The sequence below is a fragment of the Nonomuraea sp. NPDC003201 genome (assembly GCF_053590415.1).
Window position 1 is genome coordinate 1 of record NZ_JBSFTC010000261.1, and the last position, 15,892, is coordinate 15,892.

General features: G+C 72.7%; 17 protein-coding genes and 1 pseudogene. 11 read left to right on the plus strand and 7 right to left on the minus strand.

Features of this window, described 5'->3' with window-relative positions; genetic code table 11:
• The coding region (locus ACWDX9_RS47930; protein ID WP_449967417.1) for a DUF5937 family protein at positions 1-759 on the minus strand (759 nt) is incomplete at its 3' end.
• Between the two features lie 58 nt (positions 760-817).
• On the opposite strand from ACWDX9_RS47930, the gene ACWDX9_RS47935 reads away from it, so the two are divergent.
• The 9 genes from ACWDX9_RS47935 (at position 818) to ACWDX9_RS47975 (ending at position 9,794) form a co-directional block, all read left to right on the plus strand.
• Complete coding sequence (locus tag ACWDX9_RS47935) at positions 818-2,011, plus strand: MDR family MFS transporter (RefSeq protein ID WP_449967420.1); 1,194 nt, start codon at positions 818-820, stop codon at positions 2,009-2,011.
• An 85-nt stretch (positions 2,012-2,096) separates the two neighbouring features.
• Positions 2,097-3,569: a BTAD domain-containing putative transcriptional regulator gene (locus ACWDX9_RS47940; protein ID WP_449967422.1), complete on the plus strand. Its 1,473-nt coding sequence runs from the start codon at positions 2,097-2,099 to the stop codon at positions 3,567-3,569.
• A 33-nt stretch (positions 3,570-3,602) separates the two neighbouring features.
• Positions 3,603-5,375, plus strand: a complete 1,773-nt coding sequence (locus ACWDX9_RS47945) for an NAD+ synthase (protein ID WP_449967424.1) — start codon at positions 3,603-3,605, stop codon at positions 5,373-5,375.
• 120 nt (positions 5,376-5,495) lie between these two features.
• Positions 5,496-6,311, plus strand: a complete 816-nt coding sequence (locus tag ACWDX9_RS47950; protein WP_449967426.1) for a pentapeptide repeat-containing protein — start codon at positions 5,496-5,498, stop codon at positions 6,309-6,311.
• A gap of 224 nt (positions 6,312-6,535) precedes the next feature.
• The gene (locus ACWDX9_RS47955; protein WP_449967429.1) at positions 6,536-6,979 is read left to right on the plus strand and encodes a hypothetical protein; all 444 of its coding nucleotides are present in this window, start codon (positions 6,536-6,538) and stop codon (positions 6,977-6,979) included.
• Positions 6,980-7,000: 21 nt separating this feature from the next.
• Positions 7,001-7,366, plus strand: a complete 366-nt coding sequence (locus tag ACWDX9_RS47960; RefSeq protein ID WP_449967432.1) for a metalloregulator ArsR/SmtB family transcription factor — start codon at positions 7,001-7,003, stop codon at positions 7,364-7,366.
• Positions 7,363-7,863: an SRPBCC family protein gene (locus ACWDX9_RS47965; protein ID WP_449967434.1), complete on the plus strand. Its 501-nt coding sequence runs from the start codon at positions 7,363-7,365 to the stop codon at positions 7,861-7,863. The genes ACWDX9_RS47960 and ACWDX9_RS47965 overlap by 4 nt, the downstream gene beginning before the upstream one ends.
• A gap of 82 nt (positions 7,864-7,945) precedes the next feature.
• Positions 7,946-9,016, plus strand: coding sequence for a hypothetical protein (locus ACWDX9_RS47970; RefSeq protein ID WP_449967435.1), 1,071 nt, complete (start codon positions 7,946-7,948; stop codon positions 9,014-9,016).
• 67 nt (positions 9,017-9,083) lie between these two features.
• Positions 9,084-9,794, plus strand: coding sequence for a GNAT family N-acetyltransferase (locus tag ACWDX9_RS47975; RefSeq protein WP_449967438.1), 711 nt, complete (start codon positions 9,084-9,086; stop codon positions 9,792-9,794).
• A 36-nt stretch (positions 9,795-9,830) separates the two neighbouring features.
• On the opposite strand, the gene ACWDX9_RS47980 is transcribed toward ACWDX9_RS47975, so the two are convergent.
• Complete coding sequence (locus ACWDX9_RS47980; protein WP_449967441.1) at positions 9,831-10,472, minus strand: SDR family NAD(P)-dependent oxidoreductase; 642 nt, start codon at positions 10,470-10,472, stop codon at positions 9,831-9,833.
• Between the two features lie 65 nt (positions 10,473-10,537).
• Here ACWDX9_RS47980 and ACWDX9_RS47985 point away from each other — a divergent pair, with 65 nt between their 5' ends.
• On the plus strand, positions 10,538-10,900 hold the full coding sequence (locus ACWDX9_RS47985; RefSeq protein ID WP_449967443.1) for a MerR family transcriptional regulator: 363 nt from the start codon (positions 10,538-10,540) through the stop codon (positions 10,898-10,900).
• Here ACWDX9_RS47985 and ACWDX9_RS47990 read toward each other — a convergent pair.
• Entirely contained in the window at positions 10,897-11,694 is a 798-nt protein-coding gene (locus ACWDX9_RS47990) for a nuclear transport factor 2 family protein (RefSeq protein WP_449967446.1), read from the minus strand. The two genes, ACWDX9_RS47985 and ACWDX9_RS47990, sit on opposite strands and share 4 nt — an antisense overlap.
• Positions 11,695-11,757: 63 nt before the next feature.
• Entirely contained in the window at positions 11,758-12,759 is a 1,002-nt protein-coding gene (locus ACWDX9_RS47995) for a sigma-70 family RNA polymerase sigma factor (RefSeq protein WP_449967448.1), read from the minus strand.
• Between the two features lie 70 nt (positions 12,760-12,829).
• Here ACWDX9_RS47995 and ACWDX9_RS48000 point away from each other — a divergent pair, with 70 nt between their 5' ends.
• Positions 12,830-13,648: a PP2C family protein-serine/threonine phosphatase gene (locus tag ACWDX9_RS48000; RefSeq protein ID WP_449967451.1), complete on the plus strand. Its 819-nt coding sequence runs from the start codon at positions 12,830-12,832 to the stop codon at positions 13,646-13,648.
• Here the strand turns inward: ACWDX9_RS48000 and ACWDX9_RS48005 are convergent.
• From ACWDX9_RS48005 to ACWDX9_RS48015, 3 genes and pseudogenes are all read right to left on the minus strand, one after another.
• Positions 13,605-14,822, minus strand: a complete 1,218-nt coding sequence (locus ACWDX9_RS48005; RefSeq protein WP_449967454.1) for a hypothetical protein — start codon at positions 14,820-14,822, stop codon at positions 13,605-13,607. The two genes, ACWDX9_RS48000 and ACWDX9_RS48005, sit on opposite strands and share 44 nt — an antisense overlap.
• A complete protein-coding gene (locus ACWDX9_RS48010; RefSeq protein WP_449967457.1) occupies positions 14,819-15,208 on the minus strand; it encodes a hypothetical protein in 390 nt (129 codons plus the stop codon). Before ACWDX9_RS48010 ends, ACWDX9_RS48005 begins: the two co-directional genes overlap by 4 nt.
• Positions 15,205-15,892, minus strand: a pseudogene (locus ACWDX9_RS48015) (right-handed parallel beta-helix repeat-containing protein); the annotation flags it as partial. The pseudogene ACWDX9_RS48015 and the gene ACWDX9_RS48010, both read right to left, overlap by 4 nt.

Below are 15,892 nucleotides of genomic sequence, written 5' to 3' on the forward strand. Positions count from 1 at the left end.
GATCAGCGCGGCGAGCGCGCCGGGCGCGGGCGGCGGGCCCTGCTCCCACAGCGTGCCGACGCCGAGCACGGGGTAGACCAGCATCGACTGGTACGGCGCCGTCATCACCGCCACGGCGGCCGGTCCCCAGAACGCGCTGGGCACCAGCACCAGCCCATCGCCGTGCAGGCCGCCCGCCTCGCACCAGGGCCGGTCGATGAGCAGCCGCTCCCCCGTCCACACCACGGCCGGATCGAGCGCGGCGAACAGCTCGCGCGCCCCGCCCTGGGCGAGCTGCCGTGACCGGCGCAGCACGTCGCGTTCGAGCAGCCCGTACACGCGGGGCCAGAACTCCGCGAAGCACGCCTCCCAGTACGCCTCCAGCGTGGCGGCGACCCTGGCCACGCCCGCCTCGGGGTCGGCCATGAACCGCTCCAGCACGGCCTGGTCGGTCCCCACGATCTTCGCCGCCTCCTCGCGGGCCCGCCCGGGATCCGCGCCCCTGACCCGCTCCAGCTCGGCGGCGAACTCCGGCATCGGCGTGTCGGGCGGCGGCGTGATGAAGTCGGCCATGTAGCCGGTCGCGGGCACGAGCGCGAACAGCTCGGCCAGGTCGAGCGCCGCCAGGCGGGGGCGTACGGCCTTGAGCCAGGGCAGGTGGATCGACTGCCTGGAGGGCCCCTGGAGGGTGCGCAGGCTGGCGACCAGCTCCCACATCGGCGAGAACGCGAACCGGATCCGGGCCACGTCCTCCGGCTTCAGCACCCACTCGACCGGCATGCTTTTAGCCTGCACTAAATCGTTCGCCCCCACAAACCCGGCATATCAGGCTTGTCGCGTGTCGAGCACAACTCTTGAGCGAAGGTCGTTCTTCCGGTCCCAGATCGGCGGGCTGCCCCGCGCGTTCTGGGCCCTTTGGGGCGGCACGGTGGTGAACCGCCTGGGCACCATGGTCATGCCCTTCACCGGCGTCTACCTGACGCAGAGCCGCGGCCTGTCGGTGGCGGCGGCGGGCCTGGTGATGGGCGTGTTCGGGGTGGGCTCGCTGCTGTCGCAGCTGGTCGCGGGGGTGCTCACCGACCGGATCGGGCGCCGCGCCACGCTGTCGGGCGGGATGCTGGCCACGGCCGCGACCATGCTGGCGCTCGGCTACAGCACCTCGCTGCCGGCGGTCGTGGCCTCGATGCTCGTGCTCGGCCTGGTGATGGACATCTACCGGCCCGCCTCGTCCGCCCTCGTCGCTGACCTGGTCTCGCCTGAGGAGCGCCCCCGTGCGTACGGGCTGCTGTTCTGGGGGATCAACCTCGGGTACGCGGTCGGCGTGACGGCCGGGGGCTGGCTGGCGAGCCTCGGGTTCCTCTGGCTGTTCTGGATCGACGCGCTGTCCAGCGTGGTCTTCGCCGTGCTGGTCTGGCGGGCCGTCCCCGAGACCAGGCCGGCGGCGCGGGAGTCCGCGGGCGGGTTCGGCGTGGTGCTGCGGGACCGGGTGATGATCGGGTTCACGCTGGTGGCGCTGGGGAACGCGCTGGTCTACTCGCAGACGTTCACCATGCTGCCGGTGGCGATGACGAAGGTCGTGGGGCTGTCGGCCGGGGAGTTCGGGGTGGCCATGGCCCTGAACGGGATCCTGATCGTCATCGTGCAGCCCCTGGTGTCGGGGTGGCTGGGGCGCCGGGACCCCGCCCGCATGTTCGCGCTGGGGCTGTCGGTGATGGCGCTCGGGTTCGCGATGACGGCGTTCGTCGAGACCACCCTCGGGCTGGTGGTGACGATCGTGGTGTGGACGGCGGGCGAGGTCATCACGGCGGGCATCCCGGGCGCGGTCGTGGCCACGCTGGCGCCGGCCGAGCTGCGGGGGCGGTATTCGGGGCTGTTCGGGTTCTCGTGGTCGCTGGCGGCCGTGCTGGCGCCGCTGATCGGCGGGCCGCTGCTGGAGATCGGCTCCCAGGCTCTGTGGTTCACGATCGGCGGGGTGGGGGTGCTGTCGGCGGCGGGCATGCTGCTGCTCGGACCCGCGATCAGACGCCGCTGACGGCGTTTCGGGGCACGGGAGACGCGCAACTTGGGAGAATTCGCCATATACCCACGAACCGTCTCCCTCTAAAGTTACGCCTGACATGCTGACATTCACCGCGCTGGGACCGTTCCAGGCCTGGGCCGACGGCGCCCCTCTCGATCTCGGCGGCCAGCGGCAGCGGGCGGTGCTCGCGCGCCTGCTCGTCGCCGGCGGCCGCGCCGTGCCCGTGAACACCCTCATCGACGAGCTCTGGCCGGGCGCGCCGCCCGCACAGGCCCTGTCCACCATCCAGGGGTACGTCTCCCGCCTGCGCCGCGCCCTCGAACCCGATCGCGCACCCCGCGAGGAGGCCCGCGTCCTGGCCTCCGCTCCGCCCGGATACGCCTTACGGGCCGCGACCGAGCAGGTGGACGCGTGGCGGTTCGAGGCCCTGGTGAAGTCGGAAGGCGACCCGGGCCGGGTGTGGGCGGCCATGGACACGGCGCTGGGGCTGTGGCGGGGGCCCGCGCTGGCCGAGTTCGGCGAGCTGAGCTGGGCCGCGACGGAGGCGGGCAGGCTGGAGGAGCTGCGCCTGATCGCCGTCGAGCGCCGGGCCGGGGCCGGCCTCGCGCTGGGCCGGGCGACGTCGCTGGTGGCCGACCTGGAAGCGCACGCGTCGGCGTACCCGCTGCGGGAGGAGGCCTGGCGGCTGCTCGCCACGGGCCTGTACGGGCTCGGACGCCAGGGCGACGCGCTGGCGGCGCTGCGCAGGGCGCGCTCGGTGTGGCGGGACGAGCTGGGCCTCGACCTGTCGGCCGGGCTGCAGCGCCTGGAGGCCGACATGCTCGCCCAGCGCCTGGAGTCCCCGGCCCCCGAGGAGCCGGTTCCTGTGGAAGCGCCCGCCGCCGTTTCCGACATCGCGCCGCTGCGGGTCGTGGTGGCCGACGATCAGGCGCTCGTACGGGCGGGCGTGCGGGCGATGCTGGACGCCGAGCCCGGGGTGACGATGGTCGGCGAGGCGACCAACGGCGAGGAGGCGATCGCGCTCGTGGCCGAGACCGGCCCCGACGTGGTGCTGCTCGACATCCAGATGCCCCATCTGGACGGCCTGGCCGCCGCCCGCCGCATCCTGTCCGAAACCCGGCCGCCGAAGGTGATCATGATGACCACGTTCGGCAGCGACGAGAACCTTTATGCGGCACTGCGTGCTGGAGTGAGTGGATTCATCCTTAAAACGTCGGCCCCCGAGCAGTTCCTGGCCGCGATCAGGGCCGCGTCCGCCGGGGACGCGCTCATCGACCCGACGATCACCACCCGGCTGATCGCGGGGTTCGCGGGACGCGTCGACCCGGCCTCTCCCCCGGCTCTGGCCGGGCTCGCCGACTCCCAGCTCGACGTGCTGAAACTCGTCGCCCGCGGCCTGACGAACCGCCAGATCGGCCAGACGCTCTCCTTGTCCGAGGAGGAGGTGGCCATCATGGTCAAGTCGCTCTTGGAGCATCTCGGGCTGTTCGACCGCGCACAGTTGGTTATGGCCGCGTATGAGTCAGGTTTTGTGACACCCGGGGAAAAGACTTCCTTTTCGTCGCTTTGACGATAAAAATCGCGCCGTACTAGGCTTGGCGACGTGGCACAACTGCGTATCGCCCTGGCCCAGATGAACCCGTCCGTCGGCGACCTTGACGGCAACGCCGAGCGGCTGATCGCGTGGACCCGCGACGCCGCCGATCGTGGAGCCCACCTCGTCGTCTTCACCGAGATGTTCCTCACCGGCTATCCCGTGGAGGACCTGGTGCTGCGTACGTCCTTCGTGGACGCCAGCATCCGGACCCTGGAGGAGGTGGCGCGCAGGCTGGAGCGGGAGGGCCTGGGCGAGCTGCCGGTGGTGGTCGGCTACGTCGACCGCGCCGGACTGGCGCCCCGGGTGGGCCAGCCGAAGGGCGCCCCGCTGGACGCGGCCGCCGTGCTCCACAAGGGCCGGGTGGTGACCCGTACGGCCAAGCACCATCTGCCCAACTACGGGGTGTTCGACGAATACCGCTACTTCGTGCGCGGCGACCGGCTGCCGATCTTCCGGCTGCACGGCGTGGACGTGGCGATCGCGGTGTGCGAGGACCTCTGGCAGGAGGGCGGCCCCGTGTCCGTCGTGGGCCAGGCGGGCGCCGGGCTGCTGATCTCGCCGAACGCCTCGCCGTACGAAAAGGAGAAGGACGACGTACGGCTCGAGCTGTGCGCGCGCCGGGCCCGCGAGGCGGGCTGCGCCCTCGTCTACGTCAACCAGGTCGGCGGCCAGGACGAGCTGGTCTTCGACGGCGACTCGATCGTGGTGGACGCCTCGGGCGAGCTGGTGGCGCGGGCGGGCCAGTTCCGGGAGGAGCTGCTGACCGTCGATCTGGAGCTGCCGGTCTCGGACGCCGAGCCGGGCTTCTTCCCGTACGACGCGGGCGACGGCTCCACCATCACCGTCGAGCGCCTGGTGCTCTCCTCGGACCCCGTGGAACCGTACGAACCGGCGCCCGCGGCGATCGCGGAGCACCTCGACCTGCACGGCGAGGTGTACGCGGCCCTGGTCCTGGCGGTGCGGGACTATGTGGCCAAGAACGGCTTCCAGTCGGTCATCCTGGGCCTGTCCGGCGGCATCGACTCGGCCCTGACCGCCACCATCGCCTCCGACGCCATCGGCCCCTCGCGCGTCAACGTGGTCCTCATGCCGTCGCGCTACTCCTCCGACCACTCCCTGGCCGACGCCGAGGAACTCGTCCGCAGGCAGGGCGTCAACTCCCGGATCGCCCCGATCGCCGACATCGTCGACGCCTTCGAGAAGGAGATCGAGCTCTCGGGCCTGGCGGCCGAGAACCTCCAGGCGCGGGTACGCGGCATGATCCTCATGGGCCTGTCGAACCAGCACGGCCACCTGGTCCTGACGACCGGCAACAAGAGCGAGCTGGCGACGGGCTACTCGACCCTCTACGGCGACTCGGCCGGCGGCTTCGCCCCCATCAAGGACGTCCCGAAGACGATGGTGTGGGAACTGTCGAGGTGGCGCAACGCCAATTCGCTGCCGCAATTCCTGCTCGACGCGAAAACCCCCATTCCCGAAAATTCCATCACCAAGGAGCCGAGCGCCGAGCTCCGCCCCGACCAGCGCGACACGGATTCCCTTCCGCCGTACGAAATCCTCGACCGCCTGCTGGACGATTACGTGGAGAAGGACATGGGCTCGACGGAGCTCATCGCCGCCGGCCACGATCCGGAGCTGGTCACGAGGGTCATCAGGCTGGTCGACCTGGCCGAGTACAAGCGCCGCCAGTATCCGCCCGGCCCCAAGATCACCCCGAAGAACTTCGGCCGCGACCGCCGCCTCCCCATCACCAACAGATGGCGCGAAACCACCGATTAATTGGCCATAAGGCTCTTATCCCAACACCACGATCAACCCAAGAAATAGTCATTACCGCACCGCTAATATGGCCCGGCCGATCCTTCGGACGCCGGGCCTTATCAGCGGAAGAGGCGCACCATGACATTTCTGATGATCGTGCTCGGGGTGGTGGTCGCCGGCTCGGCCGTGGCCGTCGGGGCGCTGCTCGGCCCCGTCACCCGCCGGATGACCGCGGACGTCAAAGCGCTTGCGCCGGACCAGCGGGCCGAGGCGGTGACCGCCACCCGGACGATGCTCATGCAGGTCGGCTCCCTCGTGACCGCCGCGCTCTCCCTGGCCGGCCTGGTCGGCACGTTCTACTTCAGCTCCCAGACCGTCTCGCTCGAGACCCAGAAGCAGTTTCAGGCGCGCTACGACAAGGCGCTGAAGGACCTCAGGTCCAGCGACTCCAGCGCCCGGGTCCAGGGCCTCTACGAGCTGGAGGACATCGCCCACGAGGCGCCGTCCTTCGCCTGGAAGGTGACCCTGAGCATCGCCGCGTACCTCCAGGACCGGGCGCGCGGCCAGGCGACCCCACGCCCGCACCTGACCGTCGAGGCCGCCCTGACCGTGCTCGGCCGCCGCGACCGCACGTCCGACCGCGGCCCCGTGACCACCGGCCCGGTGGCCGCCGACGGCGTCACCCTCCGCTCCACCGACCTGTCCGGCACGGACCTGCGCGGCATCGACTTCACGGACGCCACCCTGTCCCAGGCCCGCTTCACCAACGCCGACCTCCGTACGGCCCGCTTCAAGAACGCCGCCCTCCCTCAGGCCCGCTTCACCGGCGCAGACCTCCGGACAGCCGACTTCACCGGCGCCGACCTCCGCCAGGCCGACTTCACCGGCGCCCAACTGGACGGCACAACCTTCCGCAAGGCCCACCTGGAAGGCGCACTCGGCCTTCCGTTCTGAGGGCTGAGCCTGAGCCGCACATCGCCCAGCCGAACACTCCGAACGGCGTCGAGCATCCTGGTCACCCGCGCTCACGCCGCACCCGGACGACACGGCTCGCGTCCGGGGCCCGCGGTCCGTGGTCCTGGGCCCGTGGTCTTGGGCCCGTGGTCCGTGTTCCGCGGTCCGGGAACCCGGGGTCCGTGGTCCGTGGTCCGTGGTCCGTGGTCCATGGTCCATGGTCCATGGTCCGTGGTCCGGGACCGGAGGCAGCCGGGTATCCGGCGGCCATGGTCGGGGTGCCCGGCGCCGCCGTCTCCAACCTCGACCCGCCCACGCTCGCGGCCGTCTCCTTCGGTCTGGCCCAGTGCGGGGCGGCCCTGCTCCTGCTCGGCCCGCTGCGCCGGGCGCTGCGGCGGCCGGCCGTGTGGGCGGCGGTGGCGCTGGTGAACCTGTCCGCGATGACGATCTTCCTGTGGCACCAGAGCGCGATGATCCTGGTCACCGCGCTCGGGCTGCTCGCGGGCGAAGCCCTCCCCGGCCTGCACACGGTGCCCGACGGACCGGAGTGGGTGCTGGCCCGGCTGGGCTGGGTGCCGCTGTTCGGGCTGGCGCTGGCGGTGTGCCGGGTCGCGTTCCACGCGCGCGAGCGGGCGCCGTCCAGGAAGACGCGCTTGGCGAACGCGTAACCAGTAGGTTACGCTTTCACCGTGGACGAGGTGGCAGGGGCGATCGCGGACCCGGTGCGGCGGCGGATCCTGGAGATGCTCAGGGACGGGCGACTGTCCGCCGGGGAGGTCTCCCAGCGGTTCGCCATCAGCCGGCCCGCCGTGAGCAGGCACCTGCGGGTGCTCAGGGAGAGCGGGCTGGTTCGCGCGGAGCTGATCGGCAGGCAGCGCTTCTACGCGCTCGAACCCGAGCCGTTCGACGAGCTCATCACCTGGCTCGCGCAGTTCGGCCGGCCCTCCGGGTGGGAGCACCGCCTGGACGCGCTGGAGACCGAGGTCTACCGGACCCGCCGCGAGCGCCGCCCGACCACCGGGACCAAGAGCAGCAGAGAGGAAGAATCAGCATGAACCGTATCCCCACCGGCCGGTTGTTCGGGACGAGCGAGGGGAGCGACCTCGTTCTCAGCCGGACGTTCCGCGCGCCCGCCGAGGACGTGTGGGCCAGCATCACCGAACCCGACCGCACCGCCCGCTGGTTCGGCCCGTGGGAGGGTCACGGCGCGCCCGGCCAGACGATCAAGGTGCAGCTGGTGTACGAGGAGCAGGCCCCCTGGTCCGAGATGCGCATCGAGGCGTGCGAACCGCCGAGGCGGCTGGCCCTGTCCGCGCTGGACGAGTTCGGGGCCTGGCGGGTCGAGCTGCTGCTGGAGGAGCGCGACGGCACGACGGAGCTGCGGTTCGTCCACCATCTCGACACCGAGGACGCGATCGGCGAGGTCGGCCCCGGCTGGGAGTACTACCTCGACATGCTCGTCGCCGCTCGCGACGGCTCCCCCACACCGGACTTCGACGACTACTATCCCTCGATGCGGCCCTACTTCCTCGGGTTGTCCCAGGAGGGCTGAGGGATTGCCTCTCAGCAGGGGCTGAGGCAATGTCTCCCGGCAGGGCTGACGGATTGTCGGTGGCGGCTGGCACAGTGGGCGCGTGCCTCAACCGCTCAAGGACATGATCAACGCCGAGTCCATATCCGTGCTGGCCGACGGGCTGGCCGCCGCCTGGTCGCCGTTCCCACGGGCTGCTTTCACCGCGCGCGCCCTGGCCGGGCTCGACGGGTTCGAGCTCAAGGACCGCGTCCGGCATGTCGCCGCGGCCCTGCACGACGCGCTGTCGCTGCCCTACCCGCAGGCCGCCGAGGTCGTACGCGAGTGCGCCTCGCGGGTCGCGCTGGACATGTGGAGCGGCTGGCCGGCCACCGATCACACGGCCGTCCAGGGGCTCGACCACCTGGAGGCGGGGATGGGCACGCTGGCCGTGCTCACGCCGTACGCGACGGGCGAGTTCGCCGTACGGCCCTACCTGGAGCGTTACCGCGACGACGCACTCAAGATCATGTACGGCTGGGCGGAGTCCCCCGACGAGCACCTGCGCCGCCTGGCCTCGGAGGGGTCGCGCCCGCGGCTGCCGTGGGGCGCCCGGGTGCGCTGGCTGATGGCTCCGGGGCCGACCCTGCCCCTGCTCGACCGGCTGCGCGACGACCCGAGCGAATACGTCCGCCGCTCGGTCGCCAACCACGTCAACGACCTGGCCAAGGACCATCCGGAGGTGGCGCTGGAGCTGCTGGCCCGATGGCGTTCCGACGGCGGCTCGCACGTGGAGAAGGTGCTGCGGCACGCCGTACGCGGGCTGCTGCGCTCCGGCCATCCCGAGGCGCTGGCGCTGATGGGCGCCACCCCGGGCAGCGGCGCGGTCGACCTGCTGGCCCTCGATTCCGACACGGTGGCCGTCGGCGGCAGGCTGGCCTTCGCCGTCACGGTCACGGCGGGCGCGCCGGGTCCTGTGCTGCTCAAGTACGCGATCCGGCGGGCGGGCTCGCGCCGGGTGTTCCACCTGGGCCGGCGGGAGGCGGAGGGGTCGGGCACGACGTTCACCGTGCGCAAGAGCCATTCCTTCCGCCCGGTCACCACCCGCGAGGAGCCGCCGGGCACCCGGGAGCTCGACGTGATCGTCAACGGCAGGGTGGCGGCCAGCGCCGCGTTCACACTGGTGGAATCATGACCGTCGACCTGCTCGCTGTCGTCTGGCGCCTCGACGGCCGAGGCTGCCTGCCAGGGCCGGAGGAGTCATGAGCGTCGACCTGCTCCGCGTCGAGCTCGGCGTCATCTGGCATCTCGACGGCCGAGGCCGCCTGCCGGGGCCGGAGGAGCTGGTGATCGGCGTGGCGGCCGACGGCATGACCGCCGCGGTCCGCGCCGACGTGCCCGACCCGGTCGCCACGCAGCTTCTCGACCTCGTCTCCCAGGGCGTCCCGTCGTCCCCCGGCCACCCGCCTGACGTCCTGGCGCGGTGCGACGCCCTGCTGGGCGGCGGGCGGGCGGTGTCCGGAGGGCCGTGCTATCTGGTGAGGCCGCCGCTCAGGTTCGAGGCGCCCGCCGAGGTCATCAGGTCGGACGACCCGTCGCACGCCGCCCGCCTGCGCCCGCTGCGCCCCGCGAACTGGGAGCCCGGAGAATGGGAAGAGCTCCTCGCCGGCGGCGCGGGCGCGCCCTGGGCGATGATCGTCGAGGACGGACAGGTGGCCGCGATCTGCCACAGCGCCCGGCTGACCCCCGAGGGGGCCGAGGCGGGCACCTGGACCTCGCCCGCCTTCCGGGGCCGCGGGTACGCGGCGGCGACCACCGCGGCGTGGGCCGGCCTGCTGCCGGGCGTCCGCCTGTTCTACAGCACCAGTGCCGACAACCACTCCTCCCAGCGGGTGGCCGGACGGCTCGGGCTCGACGCGATCGGCTGGCTCTGGAAACTCACGCCCCGCGGTTCCACTGCCTCACGAACGTGATGCCGTGCCGTCGCCGGCTCCCGCGGCTCGACCGCCTCACGGACGTGATGCCGTGCCATCGTGGAGGACTTCCCGTTCCCACCGTTCCCGAGGCTGGGTGTGCAGGCGCCAGTAGTGTTCGGCGATGTCGTCGGGGTCGAAGGCCGTGCCGGGCGCGACCGGTCCGGCCACGGTGACGCTGGCCACGTGCACCCCCGAGGGCCCGTACTCCTGGTCGAGCAGCGCAGCAAGCGTCCGCACGCCCGCCTTGCCGAGCGAGAGGCTGACGTACTGGGCCTTGGGCTCGGGCATCCCCCCGGTGATGAGGAACGACCCGCTGCCGCGCCGGGCCATCGCGGGCGCCACGTGCGCGGCCGCGACGAGTGCCCCCACCACGTTCACGGCCCAGGCGTCCAGCTGGGCGCGCACGCTCGCCTCGCCCGGCGCGTCCGGCCGGATGATCGCGGCGTTGTAGACCACGGCGTCCGGCGTGCCCAGCTCGGCGGCGGCCGCGTCGAGGGCCGCCCTGAGCTGGTCCTCGTCGGCGCTGTCGGCCTTGTACGCGAGCACCCCGTCCAGGTCGAGCATCGTGCCGGTACGCGAGACGAGCGCGACCGGCAGCCCCTCCCGCGCGAACCGGCGGGCGACGGACCGGCCGATCCCCGGCCCCGCTCCGATGATCACAACTCCAGGCATCATCGGCTCCTTTCCGTTGTTGTGATCGGAAGCTAAGGCGTCACATCGATGTGAAGGTCAAGGAGCATATGAAGATCGGAGAGCTGGCCCGCCGCACCGGGGTGAGCAGGCGGCTGCTGCGCTACTACGAGGAGCAGGGGCTGCTGCGGCCGGTGCGGCTGCCCAACGGCTACCGCGAGTACGGCGAGCCGGACGTGGCGTCGGTGCGCCACATCCGTACGATGCTCGCCGCCGGACTCCCGACGACCGTCATCGCCCTCCTGCTGCCCTGCGTCCACGACGACGGCGACGTGATGGTGCCGACGGCGTGCCCGGGCATGGTGAACAACCTGCGGAAAGAGCGCGAGCGCATCGCCGGGACGATCGAGCGGCTGCAGACGTCCCAGCGCGCCCTCGACACCATGCTCGCCACCGTCCGGCCGCCCGCCTAGCGCCGGGCAGGGCCGGGGCGCAGGTCGGTCCGCGCCTCGCCCGTGGCCGGGTCGTACGGGTAGGAGACGTGCTGGTGGATCATCACCCAGGAGCCGTCGCGCCGCTCGAACACCCGCGTCCCCCTCGACCACGTCTCGCCGCCGCCCACGCGCACCCGGTTCAGCCCCCACGCGACCGCGAGGTCCTCCCTGGCCATGACCTTCAGCTCCGGCATGTCGAAGCGGACGTCGGGTCCCTCGTCGAGGCCGCGCGCGCAGACCTCCCGCACCGCCTCGGCGCCCACGTACTCGAGCGGCGCGTCGTGCTCGTACGACACGACGTCGTCGGCGATGGCGGCCATCATGCCGTCCAGGTCCTTGGCCGCGGTGCCCGCGTACCACCGCTCGTGCACCCCGCGCACCTCCCGCACGGCCGCCCCGTCGTCGGCGATCGGGAACGAGTGGTGCTCGTGCGCGACGACCCACCGGCCGCCCTCCTCGCGCAGGCCGAGCGTCAGCCGCATCCGCCGGTCGTCGGCGGGCATGCCGCACCGCAGCAGCGCGTACGCGAAGGCGACGCCGTCACCGGCGACGACGTCCAGCGACTCGATCTCGAACGCCGCCCCCTGCGCCTGCCACTCGAAGAACGGCGGCCAGGCCTTCTCGTACGCCTCGATGCCGCGAACGTCCTCCGGCACGTCGAACATCACGATGTCCGCCGCGTGGTCCGCGAGGACCGTCTCCAGGTCGCCGCGGTGCACCGCCTCGGCCCAGCGCAGGACGAGGTCGCGGATCTGGTCTTCGTTCGTGGACATGGGTGGGATCCTTCCGGGTCGATACCTTCGTTCCGGACGTACAACCCGGGCGGATCCCAAAACTCATCGCACTTCCTCGGGAAGGCCGAAACCGGCGAAATCGGCTTCCAGGAACGACACCACCTCCGCCACCTGACCACCCCGCACCACCAGCAGGTCCAGCCCGGCCGGGAGGTAGGCCGCCCGCTTCTCGTCCCACATGTACGTGCCGAACGCCAGCTGCCCGTTGGCCCGCGCGGGCAGCATCCGCCAGCGCTCCTTGAGCGGCCCGCCGAGCAGGAACCCGCGGACGGAGTCGCGCCCCTCGAACCAGGCCGCCAGCGGCGGCATCGAGTACTTCGCGTCCTCGGCCAGCATGGCCACGATGGCGTCCACGTCCCCGGCCTCCCAGGCGGCCGCGTACCTGCGGGCCAGCTCCCGGCTCCCCGCCTCGCCCAGCTCGCCGAGGGTCTGCCGCTGGGTGCTCGGGGGAAGCAGCTCGGCGAGGTTCTTCCTGGCCCGCTGGAGAGCGCTGTTGACCGCCGCGACCGTGGTGTCCAGCAGGTCGGCGACCTCGCGCGCGGCGTACCCGAGGACGTCGCGCAGCAGCAGCACGGCCCGCTGCATGGCCGACAGATGCTGCAGCGCCGCCACGAACGCCAGCTCCACGCTCTCCCTGGCCACCGCCCGCGCCTCGGGCCCCAGTCCCGCCGTCCAGGCCATCAGACTGTCAGGGTACGGCTCCAGCCACGCCACCTCGCCACCGGCCGGGCCGAGGTCGGCGGGCAGCTCGCGGCGGCCCCGGCTTTCGATGAGCGTCAGCGCTCGGTTCGTCGCGATCCTGTACAACCACGGTCTGATCGACCCGCGGTCCTCGAACCGCGCCAGGTTCCGCCACGCCCGGTCCAGCGTGTCCTGCACGGCGTCCTCGGCGTCGTGGACGGACCCCAGCATCCGGTAGCAGTGGGCCCGCAGCTCGTCCCGCAGCGGCCCGACCAGCCGCCCGAACGCCAGGTCGTCCCCACCCCGCGCCGCGGCCAGCAGCTCCGCCGCCGTCGCCTCACCCGCCGTCGCCTCGTCCGCCATCGCCTGTCCCCTCCCGGTGCGCCCAAGCTACCGCGCCCTGATCGCCACGCTCTGCCACGATTGAGGGGAGATGACGACACACTGCGCCCTCTGTGGCGGCGGCACCGTGACCCCGGACGGCCACTGCTGGGACTGCGGCCAGCCCCAACCGGCCTTCCGCTCACATCTGGAGATCACGACCGGCGGCGGAGCGGGGGTCAGCGACCGCGGGCTGCGGCGCGGCGTCAACGCCGACGCGATGGCGCTGGCCGGGGACGGCGCGTGGACGATCGGTGTGGTGTGCGATGGGGTGTCCATGTCGCCCCGCTCCGAGCGCGCCGCCCGCATCGCGGCCGACACGGGCGCGGCCACCCTGGCGGCGCGGCTGCGGGCGGGCGCGCTGCCGGAAACCGCGCTCGCCGACGCCGCGACCCGCGCGGGCCGGGCGGTCGCCGCCCTGGCCGAATCGGCGGACGCCGCACCGGCCTGCACGTACGTCGCGGGCGTCGTCGGCCAGGGCGGGATCTGGGCCTGCTGGATCGGCGACAGCCGCGCGTACTGGCTGCCGGACGAGGGTGCCGGGATGGCGCTGACCGAGGACGACACGGGCGCGCACGAAGCGCTCTCCGCCTGGCTGGGCGCCGACGCCGGCGACCCCGACCCGCGTATCCGCAGCTACCGTCCCCCGGGGCCGGGCCGTACCGTGAAGGACAGATCGCGTACGGCGGTGACGCCGCCGTACCGCTTGGTGAGCTCCCGTACCTCGATCATGCCTTCGACGCTAGAAGAGGGCCCTTCGGCGGACGACCGACCAGAGGCTGAACCCCGAGGCCCCGGATCTCCACCGGAAGTCGGGCCCGTTCCGCTCAGAGCAGCAGCGTCAGGCCGCCGATCGTGTAGCAGACCATGAGGACGAACAGCGGGATCTGGCCCGCGACCGCGCGGCCGGGCGGCAGGAGGCGGACCGAGCGGTCGTGGGCGGCCACCACCCCCACCACGTGGCCGACCACGATGGCCAGCACCTGGACGACGGCGATCGTGGCGGGTTCGACGGCGTTCGGGTCGGGCTGGGCGGCCACCCCGAGCGCCAGGAGGAGGCCGTGCCGGCCCTCGATGACCAGGAGGGAGAAGTAGTGGGCGATGAGATAGCCGGTGGCGATCGGCACCAGCGAGTGGGCGAAGCGGGCGGTCAGCCCCCTGGCGCCGCCGATCAGTCCGGCCGCGCCGAGGCAGGCGGCGTACAGGAGGGCCACCCCCGCGACGGCGGCCGGCAGGCCAAGGGTGCCGAGCCCGGTGCGGCCGAGCGGGCCTGACTGGAGGGCGTTCGCCCAGGCGGGGGTGCCGGAGAAGCCGTCGTACGCGGTGCCGCCGAGCAGGACGCAGACAGTGGCGACGAGGCCGGGGGCGGGCTGGATGGCGTCGAGGCCGTCGAACGGGCTGCGCAGGACGCGGTCGCCGTTCGCCTTTCTGCCGAGGGGCGACAGGTGGCCGATGAGGGTCGAGTACACCTCGAACGGGTCGCCGCGTTCCAGCCAGGCGTGGCCGTACACCAGGGTGCCCGCGAGCTGGGTGGACGCGTACAGGGCGCAGAAGGTCAGCAGCGTGAGCGGGGCCGCGGGCTCGGGGGCGACCAGCTCCGTCCAGGTGAACGCGAGCAGGCCCGCGGCGGCGGGCCAGTAGCCGAGCCCGCGCGGGAGCGGGCGCCGGGGCCGGTCGGGCAGCAGCCGGAACGGGCTCAGCGCCCGCCACACCGGGCCGAGCAGCAGCGACGCCGGGACCAGACCCACCCAGAAGAGCACATACACCAGGTACGGCCCCGCGTTCCCGTCCGCGGGACCCGCCACGAGCAGGCCGATCGTGTAGACAGCGGCGAGGAGGGTCAGCACGCGCGCCGGGCGGCCCGGCAGGCGCAACGGGATCACCAGGCCCGCCCGGTCGCCGCGGAAGCGGGAGTCGGCCCAGAGCAGCCCGAGCGCCAGGAACGAGACGACCAGCGCCGCGAAAGCGCCCGCGTAGGCGTAGAAGAGCGGGATCGGCAGGTCGCTGCGCGTACCGATCCCGTGCGCGAGGACCCCCGCCGTCACCGGACCGCCAGTTGCGTGAGGACCAGCTTGCTCCTGTGGGTCTCCACCTCGAACACCCCGGTCAGGCCGGCCGTGAAGCGCACGGTCGCGGGCACCCCCGGCCGCAGCTCGGCCTCGATGTCGTAGCCGTGAACGTGCAACTCGTCGGCCACGTCGCTGGTCACCGTGATGCTGACCTGCCGTCCCTTGGTCACCTCCAGCCAGCCCGGCGGCGGGCTCACCTGGCCGCGGGCGACAGTGATCACGGCGTCCGCCTGCCCGCTCGGCGCCGCCGTGGCCACCTCGTGGCTGTTGCCCGGATTGTGGTGGGTCTCCGACAGCGGCCCGCACGCCGTGACGAGCCAGCACGCCAGCACGCACCCGGCCATGCGGACGGATCCGCTCACGCGCTCACCTCGGCCTCGGCGGGCGTCTCCCGCGCTGTGCCCCTGCGCCGCGGCGCCAGCACCACGACCGCGCAGAGCACCCAGAGCCCGGTCAGCAGTCCCCGGATCCACCCCGGCCCCAGCGGGACGACGGGGATCAGGTACACCAGCCGGTCGAAGGCGTCGGCGCAGGCCAGCACCCCCACCACGATCGTGAACAGGCCGAACGCCGGCCGCCTGCCCCGCAGGGCCGCACCCAGGCAGAGCCACCACGCCCCCATGAGCAGCAGCGCCGCCCCGGCCTGCGACGTGCTGTCCACGGCCGCCGCCAGCACGTCGAGCACGAGCCCGGCGGCCCCGGCGACGCTCCCGGCCACGACCAGCCGGTGCCTGCGCCGGACGATCGCCGTCACCGCGGGCGCCACGCCGTTCCCCGACCGGCCGTCGCCGCCGTGCCGCCGCGCGCCCCGCCGCGAACGCCACCAGAACAGCCCCAGCAGCAGCCCGAGCACCGCCGAGCCGCCGAGGGCGAGCTGCGTCTCCACCTTGCCGAGCCCCGACGCGCCGAACCAGTCGCACCCGGCCGGCAGGCGGGCCTGCGAGGCACTGAAGTCCGCGCACAGGTACAGCTTGATCAGCTTCACGGGCTCGGCCAGCAGGCGGTTCGCGCCGCCCGACAGCGCCGGCGCCGCGGCGGCGCAAACC

What these genes read in the sequence shown, in the direction of transcription:
- ACWDX9_RS47940 (WP_449967422.1), top strand. Translation starts at nt 2,097, where the DNA reads ATGCTGACATTCACCGCGCTGGGACCGTTCCAGGCCTGGGCCGACGGC.
- ACWDX9_RS47950 (WP_449967426.1), top strand. Translation starts at nt 5,496, where the DNA reads ATGACATTTCTGATGATCGTGCTCGGGGTGGTGGTCGCCGGCTCGGCC.
- ACWDX9_RS47955 (WP_449967429.1), top strand. Translation starts at nt 6,536, where the DNA reads ATGGTCCGTGGTCCGGGACCGGAGGCAGCCGGGTATCCGGCGGCCATG.
- ACWDX9_RS47965 (WP_449967434.1), top strand. Translation starts at nt 7,363, where the DNA reads ATGAACCGTATCCCCACCGGCCGGTTGTTCGGGACGAGCGAGGGGAGC.
- ACWDX9_RS47975 (WP_449967438.1), top strand. Translation starts at nt 9,084, where the DNA reads ATGAGCGTCGACCTGCTCCGCGTCGAGCTCGGCGTCATCTGGCATCTC.
- ACWDX9_RS47980 (WP_449967441.1), bottom strand. Translation starts at nt 10,472, where the DNA reads ATGATGCCTGGAGTTGTGATCATCGGAGCGGGGCCGGGGATCGGCCGG.
- ACWDX9_RS47985 (WP_449967443.1), top strand. Translation starts at nt 10,538, where the DNA reads ATGAAGATCGGAGAGCTGGCCCGCCGCACCGGGGTGAGCAGGCGGCTG.
- ACWDX9_RS47990 (WP_449967446.1), bottom strand. Translation starts at nt 11,694, where the DNA reads ATGTCCACGAACGAAGACCAGATCCGCGACCTCGTCCTGCGCTGGGCC.
- ACWDX9_RS47995 (WP_449967448.1), bottom strand. Translation starts at nt 12,759, where the DNA reads ATGGCGGACGAGGCGACGGCGGGTGAGGCGACGGCGGCGGAGCTGCTG.
- ACWDX9_RS48000 (WP_449967451.1), top strand. Translation starts at nt 12,830, where the DNA reads ATGACGACACACTGCGCCCTCTGTGGCGGCGGCACCGTGACCCCGGAC.